The organism is Achromobacter sp. ACM04, from assembly GCF_014851465.1.
Classification (GTDB): Bacteria; Pseudomonadota; Gammaproteobacteria; order Burkholderiales; family Burkholderiaceae_B; genus Achromobacter; species Achromobacter aegrifaciens.
Genome location: NZ_JACUZS010000001.1, coordinates 794,105 through 813,352, shown reverse-complemented (window position 1 = coordinate 813,352; position 19,248 = coordinate 794,105). Strand labels below are relative to the sequence as shown.

At 65.1% G+C, this 19,248-nt stretch carries 13 protein-coding genes; 6 read left to right on the top strand and 7 right to left on the bottom strand.

The annotated features are described in order from the left end of the window. The first annotated feature begins 15 nt into the window (after positions 1 to 15). The gene (locus IB259_RS03870) at positions 16 to 3,288 is read left to right on the top strand and encodes a hybrid sensor histidine kinase/response regulator (RefSeq protein WP_225596770.1); all 3,273 of its coding nucleotides are present in this window, start codon (positions 16 to 18) and stop codon (positions 3,286 to 3,288) included. 96 nt (positions 3,289 to 3,384) lie between these two features. Then, complete coding sequence (locus tag IB259_RS03865) at positions 3,385 to 4,053, top strand: response regulator transcription factor (RefSeq protein ID WP_192327602.1); 669 nt, start codon at positions 3,385 to 3,387, stop codon at positions 4,051 to 4,053. A 78-nt stretch (positions 4,054 to 4,131) separates the two neighbouring features. Here IB259_RS03865 and IB259_RS03860 read toward each other — a convergent pair whose 3' ends face one another. The 6 genes from IB259_RS03860 to IB259_RS03835 all read right to left on the bottom strand — a co-directional run bounded on the left by IB259_RS03860 (position 4,132) and on the right by IB259_RS03835 (position 14,690). Further along, the gene (locus IB259_RS03860; RefSeq protein WP_192327599.1) at positions 4,132 to 7,605 is read right to left on the bottom strand and encodes an autotransporter outer membrane beta-barrel domain-containing protein; all 3,474 of its coding nucleotides are present in this window, start codon (positions 7,603 to 7,605) and stop codon (positions 4,132 to 4,134) included. 263 nt (positions 7,606 to 7,868) lie between these two features. Further along, on the bottom strand, positions 7,869 to 9,740 hold the full coding sequence (locus tag IB259_RS03855; protein WP_192327596.1) for a PepSY domain-containing protein: 1,872 nt from the start codon (positions 9,738 to 9,740) through the stop codon (positions 7,869 to 7,871). A 70-nt stretch (positions 9,741 to 9,810) separates the two neighbouring features. Continuing rightward, positions 9,811 to 12,285 (bottom strand): TonB-dependent siderophore receptor, encoded by a 2,475-nt coding sequence (locus IB259_RS03850; protein WP_192327593.1) that lies wholly within the window; start codon positions 12,283 to 12,285, stop codon positions 9,811 to 9,813. A gap of 120 nt (positions 12,286 to 12,405) precedes the next feature. After that, positions 12,406 to 13,458: a FecR family protein gene (locus tag IB259_RS03845; RefSeq protein ID WP_192327590.1), complete on the bottom strand. Its 1,053-nt coding sequence runs from the start codon at positions 13,456 to 13,458 to the stop codon at positions 12,406 to 12,408. Further along, complete coding sequence (locus IB259_RS03840; RefSeq protein WP_054454765.1) at positions 13,455 to 14,123, bottom strand: RNA polymerase sigma factor; 669 nt, start codon at positions 14,121 to 14,123, stop codon at positions 13,455 to 13,457. Before IB259_RS03840 ends, IB259_RS03845 begins: the two co-directional genes overlap by 4 nt. Before the next feature lie 99 nt (positions 14,124 to 14,222). Continuing rightward, on the bottom strand, positions 14,223 to 14,690 hold the full coding sequence (locus IB259_RS03835) for a YMGG-like glycine zipper-containing protein (protein ID WP_192327587.1): 468 nt from the start codon (positions 14,688 to 14,690) through the stop codon (positions 14,223 to 14,225). A 301-nt stretch (positions 14,691 to 14,991) separates the two neighbouring features. On the opposite strand from IB259_RS03835, the gene IB259_RS03830 reads away from it, so the two are divergent. Then, positions 14,992 to 15,657, top strand: coding sequence for a hypothetical protein (locus IB259_RS03830; RefSeq protein ID WP_192327584.1), 666 nt, complete (start codon positions 14,992 to 14,994; stop codon positions 15,655 to 15,657). Positions 15,658 to 15,714: 57 nt separating this feature from the next. On the opposite strand, the gene IB259_RS03825 is transcribed toward IB259_RS03830, so the two are convergent. Next, positions 15,715 to 16,560, bottom strand: coding sequence for a DUF4189 domain-containing protein (locus tag IB259_RS03825; protein WP_192327580.1), 846 nt, complete (start codon positions 16,558 to 16,560; stop codon positions 15,715 to 15,717). 370 nt (positions 16,561 to 16,930) lie between these two features. Here IB259_RS03825 and IB259_RS03820 point away from each other — a divergent pair, with 370 nt between their 5' ends. The 3 genes from IB259_RS03820 to IB259_RS03810 all read left to right on the top strand — a co-directional run bounded on the left by IB259_RS03820 (position 16,931) and on the right by IB259_RS03810 (position 19,184). After that, entirely contained in the window at positions 16,931 to 17,494 is a 564-nt protein-coding gene (locus IB259_RS03820) for a hypothetical protein (protein ID WP_054454773.1), read from the top strand. A 14-nt stretch (positions 17,495 to 17,508) separates the two neighbouring features. Beyond that, positions 17,509 to 18,282, top strand: a complete 774-nt coding sequence (locus IB259_RS03815) for a hypothetical protein (RefSeq protein WP_175180849.1) — start codon at positions 17,509 to 17,511, stop codon at positions 18,280 to 18,282. Positions 18,283 to 18,506: 224 nt separating this feature from the next. Then, entirely contained in the window at positions 18,507 to 19,184 is a 678-nt protein-coding gene (locus IB259_RS03810) for an N-acetylmuramoyl-L-alanine amidase (protein ID WP_192327575.1), read from the top strand. Positions 19,185 to 19,248 lie beyond the last annotated feature (64 nt).

Genomic DNA, 19,248 nt, shown 5'->3' with positions numbered 1-19,248 from the left:
TCGAGGAAGCCGTTCATGCCCTTGCAGGACACGCCATTCGGCAGGATTACACGCACCTCGCGCTGGTTGAACCTCGCCTTGTTCGGCATATTGCCGCTGGTGCTGGTACTGGGCAGCGCGTTTTTCTGGGGCCTGCAGCGCATCATCGAACAAGAGCGCGAACGCCTGAACCTGGATTTCACCATACTCATCGGCTATGTCCACGCCCAGGAGCAGTTCCTGAACAAGCTGCGCTCCCATAGCGCATCGCTGCCTCCCGAAAACGCCTCGACCACGATTTCCCTGCACGCGACGAACGTCCGCGAACGCTTCGGGGTGCAGCTCCTCGATGGGCAGAACAGCAGTGCCGAAATGGCGTTCTCCCTGGCGTGCGTAGACCCGTCCGACTGTCCCCAGGCCGGCCGCCGGCTGGCGGGCCTGGGCGGCTATCTGGCGAATTTCTATTCCACCTATTGGGCGTCGTCCTACTTCCCCGCGTCCACCAGCTTCCTGGTCAACCAGAACGACAGCATCAGCCTCAGCGTCCCGGCGGTCGACGCGCCGTCCGGCTACGAGATGCTGACCCCGCGCCACTTCCTGGCGGCCACGGACGCCATACGCGCGGAACTGCGCCAACTGGATGCGGTCCAGCAACGCCTGATCGATCAGGATCTGCCCGGCTTGCCGGGGCCAGCCAGCGCGGGCCGCATTCATTGGTTCCGCACGGCGGAGCTGCCGGGCAGCATGTTGGGAATGATCTACGCCAACGTCCCGCAATCGGCATGGAGCGGAAGACCGGGAACCACGCCCGCCATCTATGCCGCCACGCTGCTCAGCCACCACCGGATCAGCATCTTCGAAAAAGCGATGAGCCGGCCTTTATACGGCGGATTCTGGCTGTCGCACCGCGACGCCGGCATACTGCTGGGCGACAGCGACCGTCCAACGGTGAGCGAGAACGGGCTGCACTATACGACTGACGGACTGGTGCTGCGCACGACCGACTCGACCGGCGTCTGGACCGGCATCTATCGGGTCGACTATCCCGTTTTCTTCCAGGACAATCTCTGGCTGCCGATCACCGCCGCCTTGCTCCTGCTCCTGAGCCTGGGCGGCGGCTTTGCCTTCATGCGTTGGTTCAACCGCAGCGTGATCGCGCCCGCGCAGAATGCCCAGCACAAAATCGTCGAACGAGAAGAGTTCAGCCGCACGCTGATCGAAACCGCGCCGGTGGCGCTCTGCCTGCTGGCGCGCCCCACCGGCGACATCGTGTTCGGCAACGGCCTGGCGCTGCAATGGCTGGGCGTCGCAGCCGGCCAACCCCTGGAAAACACGCCCGAGGCCAATCTGCTGCTGCGCCAGGTGCTGGCGGCGACGGGGCCGGGCACGATCGCCAATTTTCATGCCGCCGACGGCCGCCCGCTGTATGTCGCCTACGCGCCGACGCGCTACAACAACCGGGATGTCGTGCTGTGCGCTTTTTCCGACATCAGCGCCCGGGCGTCGATAGAACGCGCGCTTGCGCAGGCCAAGCGGGAAGCGGATAAAGCCAGCGAAGCCAAGTCCACGTTCCTGGCGACCATGAGCCACGAAATCCGCACGCCGCTTTATGGCGTGCTGGGGACATTGGAACTGATGGGGTTGACGCAGCTGGACCGCGAACAGCGGCAGCATCTGGAACGCATGCAAAGCTCGTCGGCGATCCTGCTCCAGCTCATCAGCGACATCCTCGACATCACCAAGATCGAAGCCGGCCAGCTTGCGCTGGAGTCCACGGAGTTCAACCCCCGTGAATTGGTGCAGAGCTGCACCAGCTCCTATGCGGCGATGGCCGAACAAAAGGGCCTGCTGCTGTTCTGCTGCGTGGACATCGACGTGCCGGCCTGGGTGACGGGCGACGCTGCCCGAATCCGGCAGATACTGGGCAACCTGCTGAGCAACGCCATCAAGTTCAGCGAATCGGGACATGTCATCGCACGCCTGAAGGTTGCAAGCGCCGAGGCAGACAGAGCCAACCTCACGCTCCAGGTCGTCGACACGGGCATCGGTATCGGCAAGGACGAACAGACCCAGCTCTTTTTGCCCTTCTACCAGATCGATGGCGCATCGCACACGGTACGAGGCACGGGGATCGGCCTGCCCATTTGCGCGCGCCTGGCCAAGCTGATGGGCAGCGAGATACGGGTGACCAGCGAACTGGGGCTGGGCAGCAGTTTTTCCCTGGAATTGCCGCTGCGGACGGTTCCTGGCCGGCCCCTGAATGCGCCCGATCTGCGCGGCGCTCGTGTCCTGGTGCGCAGCCCCAATCGCGAGCTGACCGACAACGTTTGCCTGTGGCTGAATCTCTGGGGCGCGCAGGCCACCCCCGCTCCGGTCCCCCTGCCCTTGGGCGCGCCCGGCGAGGTTCTGCTGGACGTGCTGTTCAGCGGGCCCGACCTGGATGCCCTGGACTGGGCCGGCCACCACGTGCTGGCCGCCGCTGGCGTGAAGGCGCCCTCCGCCCGCACCATCCGGGTCATACCCGGCGTGGACCAGATCGCCGCGGGCATCCTGGGCGCCTTGCAAGGCCACCTGGCGGCGCCGCCAGGCGCTGCTGACGCGGCCATTTTCACGCCCTTGGGGCTGCGGGTCCTGGTCGCCGAAGACAATCCGATCAATCAGGCAACGTTGCAGAATCAGCTGCAACAGCTGGGCTGTGCCGTGACAGTGGCCCCGAATGGCGCCGAAGCACTGACGCTTTGGGGACTGGGAACCTACGACGTGCTGTTGACCGACGTCAACATGCCCCGCATGAACGGCTACGACTTGGCTCGCGAGCTGCGCGCCAAGGGCGTCAAGGTCCCGATCATCGGCGTCACGGCAAACGCGATGCGCGAAGAGGAAGAGCGCTGCCTGGATGCAGGCATGACGTCATGGCTCGTCAAGCCCATCGAATTGCGCACGCTGCGGCGCCATCTGCAGCGCCACAACGACGGCGCCTCGGGCATCGCGACGGCCGTGACCCGGCTGCTTCCCGCCGCGCCTGGCATACCGCCCAAGGCGTCCGTCAAGTTTCGCGCGCTTTTCATCAGTACGATGCAGGACGATCTGGAGAAGCTGGAACAGACGCTGGCGGCCGGCGACCTGCATCTGCTGCAAAAAACGCTGCACCGCATCCGGGGGGCGGTCGGCGTCGTGCACATGGCGGCGCTGACCCGCAGGCTGGAAGCGCTGGAAGCGGCGCTGCACAAAGAAGGATTGAACGCGGTGACCCTCGGCGAAGCGGAAGCCCTGACCGCAGCGCTGCGGCGAATGTTGGCGGATATCTGAACCCGTTTTCGCCCTTTCCCGCCAGGAACTTGGATTAGAATGAGCACACTCGGAAGCCTGGATGGCTTCGGAAGCCGCGCATTCGATAGCCCATACATGAGCAAGCCCTTATCTGGACAGGATGTACGTATCATCGTCGCCGATGATCATCCGATCATCTCGCTTGCCGTGGCCGAATCTCTCAACGGAGTGCCAGGCTTCAGCGTCGTGGCGACCGCCCGCTCCGGACTGGAGCTCCTTGCAGCGGTCCAAAGCCACTCCTGCCACTTGATCGTGACCGACTTCACGATGCAGTCCGACACAGCGGACGAGGACGGCCTGCGCCTCATCGAGCGCCTGCAGCGCCAGTTTCCGGAAGTCCCGATTGTGGTATTCACGATGCTGACCAATAGCGGCATCCTCAGTCAATTGCGGCAACTGGGCGTGGCAGGCATCGTCGGCAAAGACGAACCCATCGACAAGCTGGTGGCGGTATGCCTGCGCGCCATGACCGGCGAAGAGACGATCCTGTCGGCCGGCGTCGACAAGCGGCTCAGCCAGAATGATGTGACGATGGGCGGCGCTGGCCGCACCAAGAACCTGTCGCCCAAGGAGCTCGAAGTGGTGCGCCTGTTCGCGCTGGGGCTGTCGGTGACGGAGATCGCGCGCCGGCTGAACCGGTCCGTCGCAACCATCGGCACGCAGAAGCAGTCGGCCATGCGCAAGCTCAACATCGACAGCAACGCCGAACTGCTGCGCTACGCCGACGAACAAGGATTCGCCTGAGCGCCGTCCCGCCCACCTACGCGCAACGCCCGGCTGCGCGCATCGCACAACCGGGCGTTGCTTGACGCGGACCTGCCCTTACCAGCGGTAGGTCACGTTCAACATCCCGCCAACTCCGCGCTGGTCGCCATTGCCGGCCAGGCCAGACACCTGGCCCGCCAGATAAAGGGACTTGCCGATCCTACCCTCGGCGCCCAGCTTCAACTCAGCCGCGTCCCGCAGCGGCTTGGCGCTGAAGCGTCCATCGCCGATCTCGACCCGCGGGGCGCCCGTGTTGTGCAGCCAATTGGCCTCCAGGAATGGACGCACCGTCGCGCTGGCCTCGGACTTGCCCAGCGGATAAACGCGTGCGCCGACCCGCGTCGTCACCGAATCCGCGCCGCCGCTCTCCAGCTTCATGCCCGGCAGCGTGGCATCTTCGGCGTCGTAGCGGGTGTAGGCCACTTGAACCTGAGGCTCAACCACCACGGCGGCCAGCGCCGAGCCGGGCGCGAACGGCTGCACGGCATAGCCGGCTTCGACCGAAGCCATCCAGGCATTGGCGTGATAGCGCGCCGATCCCAGTTCACTGCTGATCTGATTCGAGTAGCGGGCGTACTGCAGCGTGGAGTCCGCATAGGCGCCCAGGCGTGTGACGTCATTGGCGTACGCCGTGGCATACACGCCGACGGAATAGCCCGTGACCTTGCCCCGTGCCCGCGCGTTCACGGACGTGTTCGAGCCAGGCACCATGAGCCGCGACGTGGAATTCGCCCGCGCATCGCCATAACCCGCCATCACGCCGGCGAGAATCACGCCGTCCTGCCCCGCGCGGGCGTGCAGCACATCGCCGCCCAACTGCATGACGTAGCTGTCCGTGTCGACGTCAACCTTGCCCTGCGTCAAGCGCAGGCCGCTGTCATGGCTACCCTTCACGCGCGCCCAGAGCGCATTGCCGGCTCTATCCGCATCGTCGGCCGACGTAATCCGACCCACCGCGCGGTCATGCAGGCTGTGCATGAACATCCGTGTCGCCGCCAACTGGTTGCCCAGGTACGCGCCGCTTTCCGGTGAGACGTTGACGTAGCCCTCGCCGCCGGGCGGGGTGATTTCGGGCGGCGTCACCGGACCGCCCGGCTCCGTGACCGGCGGTTCCGGCGTTCCCGGATCGACCTCGCCGCCAGGGTCCGTGATCGGCGGCTCCGGCGTTTCCGGGTCGACGCCGCCGCCCGGATCCGTGATCGGCGGCTCCGGCGTGCCCGGGTCGACCTCGCCTCCCGGATCCGTGATCGGCGGCTCGGGCGTTTCCGGGTCGACCTCGCCTGGCGTATAGACGGAAGTCAGGTACCAATCGGACGCCACGCCATTGGCGCCGCCGCGTACCAGGCTGTAGTCGTAGCCATTGATCGCGATTGTTCCCGCGCTACCCCGGTAACCCGTCGATCCCGCGTCCAGGCGAAACGCGTCCGCAGTGGTGGTGCCTCCGTTGATCGTTTCCACCAGGCGGATGCCTTGCGTGGTCTGCCCGCCCGCGCCGCCCGCGTTGATAATGCACATGGCCGTGGTGCCGGAGGTGGAACCGCCGTCAATCACCAGTTTGTCGGTCAGGGAGCTGTCATCGCCCAGCCTGGTGTTCATGACCAGCGTGCCGCCGCCAGCGTAGTCGTTGACAGTGACCGTCTTGAAGCCCGCGTGAGCGTCGGGCGCGACGAACCTCACCGTGCCCGCGTTGTTCAAGACGCCGAAAGAAGAATTGCCGCGGACGTTCCAGGTGCTGGTGGCGTCCACGCCCAGACTATTGACGCGGCCGCCGCGGGAGATGAGCGCGCCGGTCAACACGCTGGCATCCTTGAGCGAAATATCCACGACGCCGCTGTCGGCCAGGACGTCGCCCGTCAGGGTCGAGCCTGCGGCGTCCAGGTTGACCTGCCCCGCTTCGATGGTCGTGGTCGTGCCGCCGCTGGTGACATCGACCGCCCGCGAGTGCAGGAGCAAGCCGCCGTCCTCGACGCCGCCCTGGCGGGCCGTGACGTGCGCGTCGCGCAGCGTGAAGTCGTGGTTGCCGCCCGTGACCAGCAACGCGGCGGCGTCCTGCGTGTCGACGCGGCTTCCGTTCGTGAGGAACAGCGTATTGGTGATGTCGTCCCCGGTCACGTAGCTCCAGATGCCGTAGGCGTCGGCGCCCTCGGTGCTCAGCTGCGTGCTGTCCAGCATCACGATGGTCCGGTTGCTCATGGCGAGGCCCGTGGCGTCGGCGCCGCGAGTGCGCACGACGGTTCCCGTCGCGCTGACCTTCGAATTGGTGCCGCTGGAAAAGAGCCCGTGCGCCTTGGCGCCTTCGGTATCGACGGTGGAGTCCGTCAACGAAATGCTGGCGCCGGATACCCGCGCCAATGCGCCAACCGAACCTGTTCCGCTGGTCTGGATCCGCGTGCCGTAGGTTTCTATCGTGGCCTGGGTTCCCCCTTCGCGCGACGCATACAGCCCATACGCATTGTTGCCGCGCGTGGTGATGGAGCCGCCGCGCAGGACCGCGCGGCCCCGCCGGTTGTCGATACCGAGCGACTGGGAGTCGATATGCAAGTCGACGGCGTCCAGTTCGCTATCGACGCCGATGAGCCAGATCCCCGCTCCCCACGAACGCTCTGCCAAGATGGAGACGTTGCGCAGCTTGGCCGAAGCGCCGTCCGCGTTGAGGTTGATGCCGTACCCGTTCGAACTCGACAGCGTGGCGTCGCTGACCTCCACGGCGCCGCCCTGGACGCCGTAAAGCCTGTTTGCCATGATCGCGTCGCCATAGGCAGTCACCGAGCCGCCCGTCATCACGAGGCTCCCGCTTTCCGCGTCGATGCCGCGGCCGGATACAGCCGTGAGGTGCGTGTCCTTGAGCGACAGCGTCGACCCGGCCCCCCTCGCGGTCATGGCGGCGATCGTATTGCCCCTAACGCTGGCGTTGACGCCTGTCAGTTCGACCCGGCCGCCGTTATCGACATACACCGCGGCGCTGTTGTTGGCGGCCGTGGTGATGTCGACGGATTCCGCCGTGATGAGAGAGTTTGCGCCTTCCGCGCGCAATCCGGTGCTGCCGTTGTTGGTCAGCGAGATGCTGCCGCCTTTCAGCGTGACTTTTCCGCCCGACTGCGTGTAAGCCCCATGGGAATAGAGGCCCGCCGTGCTGATTTCGGTGTTGACGGCCGATATCGAACTGCCCGCGCCCGTCGCATGCAAGCCATATGCGTAGTACCCGGTGCCCACGGTCTGCACGCTGCCGTTGGACAGTTCCACCGCCCCGCCCTGGCTGGCCTTGACCCCCGGGGTGTTCTGGCCGCCAGCCCCGCCCGCGGTGATGCGGATGCCGTCTCCGATCACCTTGTTGCCCGCGCCGGAGACCGTGATGGCCGCTCCGGCGCCGGCATGGGTGACCGTAGCCCCGGACTCCAACGTCATCTGCGTGCCGCCCGTGGGATCCGACACGTCCACCTGGCCGAGTTCCGCCGCGACGCCCACGACGGGGTAAGCGGGAAGCGTGGCGGCCAGTATGCCGATCATGATGGGGGTGAGATGCTGGTTCATGGTGGATTCCTTGGCCCCTGCCAAGGTCCGCCGATGAACATCGCAAATCACTCGCGATAGTGCATTGCCTGACGATCAATAAGCCTGCGACCCGGACAAGGAGAGAATGAATAAGAGGCTTCATTCTCTGGAATCGGGGCACCATCAAGAATCATAGGATTATTAAAATCCCCTCATCTGACGAAATGACAAGATCAGATTTGCATTTATTGCGCAATGATTTGCCATGTTTTGCGACCCCTCGCCCGGCCGGCAACTTCTTTCTACGTGCTCAACCACAGCAACAGTGCCCAAGCCGCCACGCAAGCCATTGCCAGCGTCGCCCACGCCCGCCCTGCACTACGCGCGCCGAATACGCCCACCGCAATCGCCGCGTATGCGACAAAACTCAATAGCGTTCCAATCAGTACGCCCACGGCCGGCGACGCGCCGGCCACAGCCGGCAAGATCAACGCCAATGCCGACATCGCCAGGGCCGACAGCAGATAGCCGCCGGCCGCCGCGGCCAGCACGCGCCCGCCGGTCCGCCATCGCTGCGCCGCGGTTCCGTCGCTGGCGGACCGCGCTTTCTGTGGCTGCGGCGCCGCGGCCGTTGGCTCAACCTGCCAATGGCGCCGCAGCGCATATGCCATGTATGCCAGCGCCAGGCCGAAGGCGAGCGCCGTGAGTTCCACCGCCGCGAGCTGCCCCTCCCCGCTCACGGCATACGCCTGCATATGCCGCCCCGTCGTCGCCCAGTTCAACACCGGCAAACCCAGGCATAGCGCGGCGGCCATGGCCAGTTGCTCCATCCACGCTTGTCGGGGCTGGCGCCACAACGCATGGGCCAATGAGGCGGCCCACACCACGAAAAAGAACTGGATCTCCCAGGCGCTGCGCTGGGGCCAGGACGCCGGAATCAACCTGTTGCCGTAAAAGTAGGCGATGCTTGCCAGCGCAATACCTGCCAGCGCAGCGACGTTGAGCGCCTCGACCCAACGGTAAACCCGCGCCGTGGCCCCGCCGAATTCATGCTCGCTCTTCTTGCGCCGCTTGATGGAGTACAGCAGCGTGCCGATGGCGATCATGGCGGTTCCCATCAGGCCGCTGAAGAAATACAGCCACTTGATGGTCCATCCGCCAAAGTCTGCCTTGTGCAGGGTTTCGATCGTCTCATGGACCTGCTTTGCTTCAAACCCCTCGTGATGAGCGGGCACGACCTGCAAGACCGCTCCGCTCGCGCCATCGAACACGACGCGGCTGGCATCTGTGAGCAGGCGCGGGGCGGCGCCGGCCAGGGGCTTGCGCCCGGACACCAGGACGATGCCGCGCGCATCGCCGGGACGCTCTATCGTGAGGCGCGCCGCTTCCTGCCCGGTCAGTTCGCGCGCGCGCGACAGCAACGGGTATAGATCCGGAACCCCGTCCAAACCCGGCCCCGCGATGCGCGGCACAGGCTGCGCTGGCGCGAGCTCGGCCTGGTAGCGGCGATAGGCGCCGGCGTCTCCGCCATACGCCGCATGCAGCGGCCAGGGCATGTAACTGGTGTAGAAGAACGCCAGGCCCGTGTAGCCGATCATGAAGAGGAACGGCAGCGTCAGCACTGCCGTGGCGTTGTGCGCGTCCAGCCAGCTGCGCAGTCCCTTGCCCGGACGAAAAGTGAAAAAGTCCTTGAAGATGCGCTTGTGCACCACCACGCCGGAGACCAGCGCGACCAGCATGCACATGGATATCCAGCCCACCAGCCAGTAGCCCGGCAAGCCGCCGTGCAAGGTGTAGTGGAAGGACATGAAATGCCGGCCGCCCTCGGTCTCGCGGATCTGGGGCGGCGGCTGCACTGCGCCCGTGCGCGAGTCCAGCCAGATCTCTTGGCGTGCGCCGTCGTCGGTGCGCCAGGAAAGTTGCGCCGGCCAGCCGGGCCGGACCGGCAGGGAGATGTCCCAGGCGGAAGCCGCCGCCGCGCGGGACGACAGCTCCTGCGTGGCGCGCGGCAGCCACTGCCGGGCGTCCACGGCCGCGGCAGCGGGATCGGCCGGCGGCCCTGCTTCCATCCAACGCGTGATGGGTTCCCGGAACACGCTGAGCGTGCCGGTCAGGAAGATCGCGCACAGTAGCCAGCCGCAGGTCAGGCCGCACCAGGTGTGCAGCCATGACATGCTTTGGCGAAATCCCCCTTTCACAACCGGGTCCGCAGGCCGCCGTGATCATCGGCCGACACGCGGCCGGTCACAGCGTACCCCGCAAGGTCAGCATCACGTTGCGAGGCTCGCCGTAGTGGTTGCCGCGCCGGATCTGGCTGACCATGCCGTAGTAGTCCTTGTCGAACACGTTCGCCACGTTCAGGCTGGCGGACCAGTGCTTGTTGATGCGATAGCCCGCGCGCAGGTCCCACACCGCGCGGCCGGGCGCGCCCATCCGCACCGACATGTCGTCATAGGCCTTGTACGAGTAGCCGCTTTGCGCCGAGACGCCGCCGCCGACGCTGAAGGCGTTCCAGCGCCCCGGCAGCTGGTACGTGGTGGACAGGCGGAACAGATGGCGCGGGGTTTCCGCGCTGATCGTCTCGCCTTCGTCGTCGCGGCTGGTGACGTAGGTGTAGCCGGCCATCACTTGCCAACCCGGCGACAGTTCCCCGCTGGCTTCCAGTTCAAAGCCCTTGCTGCGCAGCGTCCCGCCGTTGCGATAGCAATTGGGCGAGGCCAGCGAACCCGGGCAGTTTCCGGGGGCAGACAAGTCCTCCACTGCGATGCCGGACTTCTTCACGGTGAATACCGCTGCGGATAGGTTCAAGCGTCCGTCGTAGAGTTCGCCCTTCACCCCCGCCTCGTAGTTGGCGCCGATGGACGGGTCCAGCGGCTTGCCCGAAGACGTTACGTAGGTGCTCTGCGGCTGGTAGGTGTCCGCATAACTGGTGTAGACCGACCATTGCTGGTCTAGGTCGTAGACCAGTCCGGCATAGGGCGTGAATTCGTGCTTCTGCTCATAGTCCCGGGTTCTCGCGCCCGTCAGACCATCGTCGGACCGGTACTTCAGCCAGCTGAACTTGCCTCCCAGCAGCAAATGCAACGGGTCCGCCAATTGCAGGCGCATGCTGCCGTACAGGCTGGTCTGCTCCAAACGCGACGTTTCCTTGCTGCCCCACGCTGGACGCGTGGGCTCAGGAATGGAGGAATGGTCCGGGTCGTACACGTTGATGGGCGAGTCGCTGTCCAGATTCGCCGACTTCTGGTTGACGCGCTGGCGCGACCAGCTGGTGCCAAGCAGAATCTGGTGCGTGCCGCCCAGCGCCTGGAAACTGCCCGTGGTGTTCAGATCGATGCCATCGCTTTTCACGCTCGCATTGTTGAAATAGATGGTATAGAAGCTGGAACCCACGCCGGTCGCCCGATCCACGCCGCCGACCGGAATGGCCACGCGCTGGTCCAGGTCGACCTCGGTGTGATTGAGCGACAGGCGCACTTTCCAGTCCTTGTCGAGCCGGTGCTCGGCTTCGGCGAACACTTCGTTCACCTGGCCCTTCTGCCGGTTCCAATCCTGGATCAGCGAGGTCGAGCGCGAAACGTCCAGCGCGCCGCCGTCGGTATAGCGCGGCAGGCCGAACAACCAATAGCCGTCCGTATCGGTGGCCTGGTGGCGCGCCCCGAACGTCAGCGTCGTGTCGCGCCCGAGATCGGCGTCGATCACGCCGTAGACCAGGGGCGATTTCGACTTCGTGCCATCGTAGAAGTAATGGCGGTCCTGATAGGCGGTCACCAGGCGGCCGCGCACCGTGCCGGACTCGTTGAGCGGGCCGCCGCCATCGAGTTCCATGCGGTAGTTGTCCCAGGATCCCACCGTGGTGGAGCCCTCGAAATGGCCTTCGCCGCGCGGACGCTTGCGCACCATGTTGATCGCGCCGCTGGGATCCGCCGAGCCCAGCATCAAGCCGGCCGCGCCGCGCAGCACTTCCACACGATCGAAGACAGCGGTGTCGATGGGCAGCCAGCCCACCGGGGCATAGACCACGCCGGCCACGCCGTCGACCAGGTAATTGCTGTCGTCCACCGTGAAGCCGCGGATCGAGAACTTGTGGTTGCCGAAGTTTCTTGCCGTCTTGGTCACGCCGGTGGTCTGCGCCAGCGCCTCGTCCAGCGTGGTCAGGTTCTTGTCGTCCAGCAGCTGGCGCGTGAGCACGCTGACCGATTGCGGCGTCTCCTTGACCGACTGTGTCATCTTGCTGATCGTGATGGCATCGCTCGTGTATGAGCCGGTTCCTTCGGTGGTGGGATTGCCCACGCCGCTGCCGGTGACTGTCACCGACTGCAGCGTGACAGCATCGCCCGAGGCTTGCCCGACCACCGTCAAGGTGTACACATTCGGCCTGGCGCTGTTCACACGCACGTTGCTACCGGACAGCAACTGGTCCAGCGCTTCCCGCGGCGTGTAACGGCCGTTGACCGCTGGCGAGCGTTTGCCCGCCACCACGGCCTCGTCGAACAGCACCTGATGCCGGGACTGCTCCGAAAACATCCTCAAGGCATGCTCCAGCGGCTGAGCCGGAATGCTGAAATCCACCTGCGACGCTTGCGGCTGCGCATGCACCGCAGCGGGCCATGCCAGCGCAGCCAGCGCGCCCGCCACCATTGCCGGCATCGCCCTGAGCTGCATGCCCGTCGTCAACGCGCCGCCAACAAGCGCGCCCTTCAACAATCCCCGTCCCATTCCCGCTCCATCGTTGTTGGCCGCTACCGGCCTTGCGGGAGTAAACGGATTCCGGGGCGGGATTGGGAACCCGCACACCACATGCGAATAAAAATAATTTTCAGGCAGGCGCCTGGACGCTCAGCGATCCAGGATCAGGTAGCCGCCGTCGGGCGCGCGCTTGACCTGCACCGGGAGCAGATCCGGCAAGGCTTCCAGGAATGCGGCGGGCGCATTGGTCGCGGCAAAGCCCGAGACCGGCAGGGACTTCAGGCCCGGGCTGGCCAGCGCCACCGGCTTGCCCAGGTACTGCGCGACTTCCTGGACCACTTCGCCCAGCGGCGTGCGCCGGTACACCAGACGGCCATTGCGCCACCCGCCCACGCCGTCCGGCACCGCTGCCACTGCCTGATAGGTGGCGTTTCGCGCATCCACGGTCACGCCTTGCTCGGCGTTCAGCGACAATTCCGGCGTGGCCTTGTCGCGATCGGGCTGCACACGCACACGGCCATGCGACACCTTGACGACGACCTGATCCGGGGTGTTGCGCACATTGAAGGCCGTGCCCACCACGGTGATCCGGCTTTGCCGTGCATCGACGGTGAACGGACGGCTGGTATCCGGCGCCACGTCAAAGAACCCTTCGCCCTGGTTCAGCACCAGCTCGCGGCGCCGCGGGTAGTAGCGGACCTCCAGCGTGCTGCCGAAATTCAGCGCGACATGGGAGCCGTCGGGCAGGTCCAGCTGACGCACCTCTCCCGCCGCCGTGTTCACGCTCAACACATAACCGGGCGTGTTGTCCCAGCGATACCAACCGTAGCCGCCGCCCACGACCAGCGCCGCACAGGCGGCGGCGAAGGTCTTCGAAAAGACGGGTTGCCCCAGCAGCGCGCCCCAGAAACGCGGCTGGGTGGAGGCCTTCCGCGAGGCGCGTCGCGGCAAGCGCGGGGATGGACGGCTGGCCGCCTGCGCGTCGCGGGCCAAGACGGGGCGAGGCGCCTGCGACAGGTCATCCCACGTTCGCGATACCCGCGAATAGGCCTGCCGATGCGCGGGCTGGGCGGCCAGCCAGGCATGCAATTCCTGCTCATCAGCGTCCGACCAGCTGGCGTCCTGGCGACGCACCAGCCATTCAGCCGCCGCTTCGTGCAAGGCGAGCGTGTCCGGCGAGGCAGAGGAAGACGGTTCGGTCATGACGAGGCGGAGTCGCTATTGTTGTTCTTGTCCAGGCCGGCGTCATCGCCAGCGGGCCGATGCAATTGCTGCATCTGGGCAACCGTAGCATAGTGCACGCGGACCTCGCAGTAAGCGATTGCCCGCGCCAGATGCTTGACCACCATGCGCCGCGATATCTGCATGCGGGCGGCGACTTCGTCCTGTGTCAATCCATCGAAACGGCTCAGCACAAAGGCTTCGCGCTGGCGTTCGGGGAGTTCCTGCAAGGCCTCGCCCAGGCGCGCCAACCGTTGCTGATGCGCGGCAGCGCGCATGGGGCATGAAGCATCGCCCGCCGCCAGGGCCCGCACGCCCTCTTCCGCTTCATCGAGCGACACGGTCTGCAGGCGCCGCCCCGCCTTGCGCTCGCGGAATTCGTCCGCCACGCCGTTCAATACCGTCCTGCGCAGGTACGCGCCCTGCTCATCGGAAGAATCCAGCGCGGGATTGGCCGCCACCCATTTGACGACGCCATCGTGCAGCGCGTCCTCGGCGCTGCCGATGCTGCCCTTGAAGCGGGCCAGGCCGCGCATGAGCGGCAAGCGCCAGCGCGCATAGGCTTTGGCGATCGCGCTGGAATTTCCGTTCTGGTCGTCGGCGGATGCGGGCGTCGTGTCGGACGCCAGCAAAGGGTTGCGGCTCATGCGGCGCGGGTCGGTTGAAAGTGGCCGGATTGTACTGAGATTTATTCTCAGTCGCAATGCAGCGCACCCCCAGCCCGTTCACCGGTCAACCCTCGCGCCTCACGGCGCCACTTGATACCCGCGCTGCTGCATGCAATTGCTATATGTGGAGGCCGCTGCCGCATTCTGCTGCGACGCTTCGGCGCGATCCTGGCGGCGGTCCTGGCGTTGCCGCGAACCGCCCACGACCATCCCCGCCGCCGCCGCGTCTTTCGCCTGGTTCTGCCGGTACTGCTGCTTGGCATCGTCGCTCATCCGGTCGTAGACCTCCTCGTGCTGATTGCCGCGCGCGCTGGCTGCCGCCGCACCCGCAGCCGCGCCCGCAGCGGCGCCACGGACCCGTCCGCCGGATTTAGGATCGTTCGTGCTGGTGCTGGCGCCGCTGCCTGCCAGAGCCTGGCATGCGCTGATGTCCTGCTGGGTGGTTTGGGGCGATTGCCCTTTGAGCGGGGTTACCGTCTGTGCGGTGGCGCACAGGCAGAACAAGGAAAGAAGCGTCGCGGTACAGGGGCGTATGGACTTTTTCATGAAAAACTCCATTGAAGACAAGAAACCCACCACCTTCGAGTTTAGCGCCGCACATCGAAGCCAGCCCAGGAACTGCGCAGCGAAATCCTATGTCAAATGCCTGATTAACGCTGAAACCGCTTGATTGATGAACGGATTTGGCATTCCGGCAAGCTGGAACAATGCGGGGCGCGACCTGGAGCGGGTTGGAATATTGAAGCAGGCAGCCTTGCTGCACGTAAGCACTTCAGTAGTGTGAGCAATAGATCAAGCGCAGCTTCGCCGCTCCTTTTGGCCATCCATTTCCAGGCACCCACGGACCGTGACAAGCAACAATCTACGAGAGATTATTCATTCGCTACGCGAACGGCTGACCACCGGCAGGCTCGGCGCCGGCATCGTCAGTTCGATGACTGGCATGCTTGCCGCTGCCGGATACGAATACGACGTGGCCCGGTTTCCCGCGCTTCCTTCCAACCACGCCTGGCCCACCGATTTGCAGGACGCTCCGCAATCCCTGGCTGAGGCCCTGCTGTGGAAAATGGGCAAGTGGGAAGTCTATAGATCGTTCGTCGGATATGTCGCCGATGCCAACAGCGCGCCAAAGACCACCGACGTTGTTTTCTACGCGTTCGCAAAGCATCTTGCGAATTCATCCCGGCCCATCTACGACCAGCACGCCCTGCGCGCGCTCTGGGCCATCGACAGCAGCATGACCCATGGCCAGATCGGACTATGCCGCAGCCTCCTGGCCACTAGGGATGGAAAATGGAAAGCCTCGGCCAGCGGCGCAAGCACGTCCGAGGGATATCAACTCTATCTTGATCGCGTGGAGCGGATCCGCGATGAGAGCCTGACTCTGGATGCGCTCGACAAATTGCTGATGCCGCTGGGGCAGGCCCTGAAGCAACACACCGCAGACCGGGCCGACAAAGAGCGCACCACGCACATCACCGAGTTCAACCGGCTCGCCGGTCTTGCAGAGTGACGCCACGCGCCGCCGCATGACATGCCTGGACGCCCCACGGCCTCCAGGCCCCGGGGCTTAATTCGCCTTCTCGTCCTCGCCCTTGTAACCGCTGATATAAGCCCGCCCCGAGCAGCGCACGAAGGCCACGCAGGTCAGGCCGCCACTCTTGGCGTCGCAGATGGCGCGCGCTTCGTTGCGCGCGGCCACGGGGTCGGGATTCTTCGCGGTAAAGCTGGTGCCGCGGCCCTTGCTGCCCTTGCCCCAGGCCATGCCGACGCAGGTGTCGGTATAGGTGAGCACCGTGCGGCAGCCCACGCAGTCTTCCCACTTGAGCAAGGCGTCGACCGCTTCCTTCTCGCTCGGATAGCCATCGGCATAGGTCAGCTGGCCCGAGTCCTTTTCAGCCACGGAGCCCCAGTAGCCGCGCGAATCCAGCTTGGCCGACAGGGCTTCGAGCTGGGCGGGCGTGGCCGTGTCGGGCGCCTTCAGGTCGGCTTCGCTGTAGCCCGGGCCGACGCACAAGGGCATGACGGCAAGCTTGCACTTGCCGTCGGCGCTGTCGTTGGTGCAGGTGCGGATGGCCTTCTTCGCGGCGACCTCCGACGACACGCTGGCGCCCCAGAACAGGTCGCCGCGCGAATTGCGCGAGAACGCCACGCAGCTGTCGGAGAATGAGGTGACGCTCTTGCAGCCCTTGCCCCCGGCCTTGTTGCACTTGGCCAGCGCGGCGTCCTGCGCTTCCTTGGTGGAGGTTTCGGGCATGACCCAATACAGCTTGGCGTGCGCTTCGTCGGTGGCCACGGCGCCGTACAGCGTGTCGGCATGCGCCGCTGGGGCAGCCAAGCCCAGCGCCAGCGCGCCTGCGCCGGCCAATGCGGCCACGGTGGAACGGAACTGAACGAGCAATCGCGCGAGCATCATGGGTGTGCAATATCCAGTGGTTGTGGCGCCGTGCGCCTCGCGATCTGCCATCGCCAAGGTGCCCCCCGGGGCGCAGAACGCGCGGATCGTAGCACGTTACAGTTTGTCTTCCTCTCCTCGCTTTCTCACGTTTCCAGGTATTACGTAACCAATTTTTCAGCGGGAGAAAGCCGATGCGCCACTATTTTTTCGTTAACATTCTGCCCTCGCAGCGCAGCGTCAGACGACCGCCTGCAGGTGTACGCCGCACTGCCAGCGCTCGGGCGCCGCGATACGACTAGTCACGAAACGAAACTAAAACAAGACAAAATCTTGCGGCCGCTGAATTATGTTCCGGCACGCCGGATCTTTGAGGGAGCTAGGGCTCAGCATGAATAAATCGCGACTCCGTTCGACCTGGTTGCTGGGCCGCGCCCTGCCGGCGGCCTTGGTCCTTGCCGCCTTGGCCGGCTGCGCGCCGATGCCCACGGGCGGCAGTTCCACGCTGCCCTCGCTGACCAACATCTTTTCGTCCGGGCTGTCGTTCTCGCCCAGCGTGAACGTGGCCAAGAACATGAAGGGCCGTCCGGTCGGCGACGCCATCACGGCGCTGGGCGAACCGTCGAAGAAGCGCGGCGTGGGCAACACGATGGAGCTCATCTGGTCGGACTACCAGACCGCGCCCTACACCGAATGGGTCTCGACCGGCACCTCCCAGCAGGTGGTGGGCATGATCCCGGCCACCTCGACCAGCGCCGCGACCCCCGTCTTCCAGAACACCAACCACGGCTATTACAACAACCGCACCAAGGTCTACGAATGCACCGTGGTGATGCGCATGCAGAACAGCGTCATCATCGACAGCCAGGTGGACGGCAATGTCTGCCCCGAATTCATCGCCGCGCTGCGCAAGTGGGCGGGCGAGCGTGAAGCCAACAACTACCGCAGCAATTAAGGCAGCGCCCCCTCTTGTCGAACAAACTCGGAGCCCGCCATTTCCTCGCGGCGACGGCTGACGCCATGCGCCAGCAGGGCCGCGCCATGCTGGCCGCGGCCCCCTTGTCGCTGGCGCTATTCATCCTGTCGCTGCCTTTCGCCTTGCTGATCACCAACCTGTTTCCGTACGGGAATGGGCTGTTCATGGCGCTGGCGCTGATCAACCTGATTGCGTTGGCGCGCATGACCTGCGCCTGGCATCGCGTCGTCCAGCCGGCGGACTTGACGGACGTCGGCGCCACCCGCGGCAGCGCGGCGCAGGCCCGTCATCTGGCGTTGCTCTGCGCGCTCGTTATTGCAGGCACTGCGATGGCCCGCGCCACCGGGGACCTGCCCTATGTGATCTACATGGTGCTGGCGGGATCGAATGACGCCGTGTTCTGGAGCGTCTTGTGCGCCGCGCTGGCGCTGATCTGGGTGCCCACGCTGTACGCGCTGGCAATGTACGGACTGAGCCTGCCGCGCGCGGCGGTAGCCGGCGAGTACCGTTTCCACGCCGCGCGCGCCGCCATGCCGTACAAGCCGTGGCCGCTGATGCTGGCGCTGCTTATGTTGATCGCGGCGGCCGGCCATGCCGGCTACATTCTGGGCATGCTCGCGTACGGCTACCCGGACGTTGGACTGGCGCGGGCAGCGATGAGCGCACTGCTCTGCGTCCCCCTCGTGTTTGTGGTGGCAACGATGTATGCGGTTGCCTATCGCGATTCCTGCGAACCGGCTGCGCGGACACTCTCCAGCCGTTCTTGAGCCCGAGTGCAGGCCGTCCAACGAGGCGTGAAGCACGTCTTTTGCTCCCATGCCCTAGTCCAGATCCGACGATCGCGGATACTCGATTTGGAGTATTGCCCGGCCACGCCAGAACTGCAAAAGTCGCTGACAGCGGTTCCCGGGCCACCGCGTCGTCGATCATGATGCCGCAGGCCCCTCCCCCAAGTACTACTTATGAGCACGAGGAATCAGGAGGTGTCGCCATGGACCCCAAGAGTTTTCATTTCCTGCTTCCAGCGGACAAGCGCCCGTCATTCAGCCCGCTGAACGAGGAGGTACACCCCGACTTCCCCTGGCTGACCGCGAATCGCGCTCGGTCGCGCGGAGCGGACGTCTTCGCGGTCATCGACACGATCGTGATCCACGCGACGGCGGGTTATGCCACGCGGCACGCCATTGACAACTGGAAAGTCAGAAAGGCGAGCGCCCACTGGATCGTCCCGGATGAAGACGAGCCGCAGCATGGCCACTTCGTCTGGTCCGTGGTCGCCGAAGCCAAGGCGGCATTCCATGTCGGGGACGTCAACTACGCGCCGCATCTGGGCCAGGGTCCGAACGTCAACAACCGCAGCCTGGGGATCGAGATCGTCAACACCCAGGATGTCCAGAATTACAAGGACCCCTATTCGGCTTGGCAAATCGAAGCGACGGCCCGGATCATTACCTATGCCTGGAGCAAGTATCCGAACCTGAAGCATGTCATTTCGCATGCCAAGCTGGACCCGAATCGCCGGTCGGATCCCGGAATCAACTTTCCCTGGTCCAAGCTGGAGAATCTGGTGTTGTCCCATACTGCGGTAGCGCAACGGAACCCGCTTGTGTTTGCCGCCTATGCCGGCGCGCCGCGAGCCGATTATCCGGGGAACTGCTGCGGGCCCTGATCGCGAAGCCGCTCGAAGCTGACATTTCACTGACTTAAAAACGCGAATAGTTTTTATTCATATA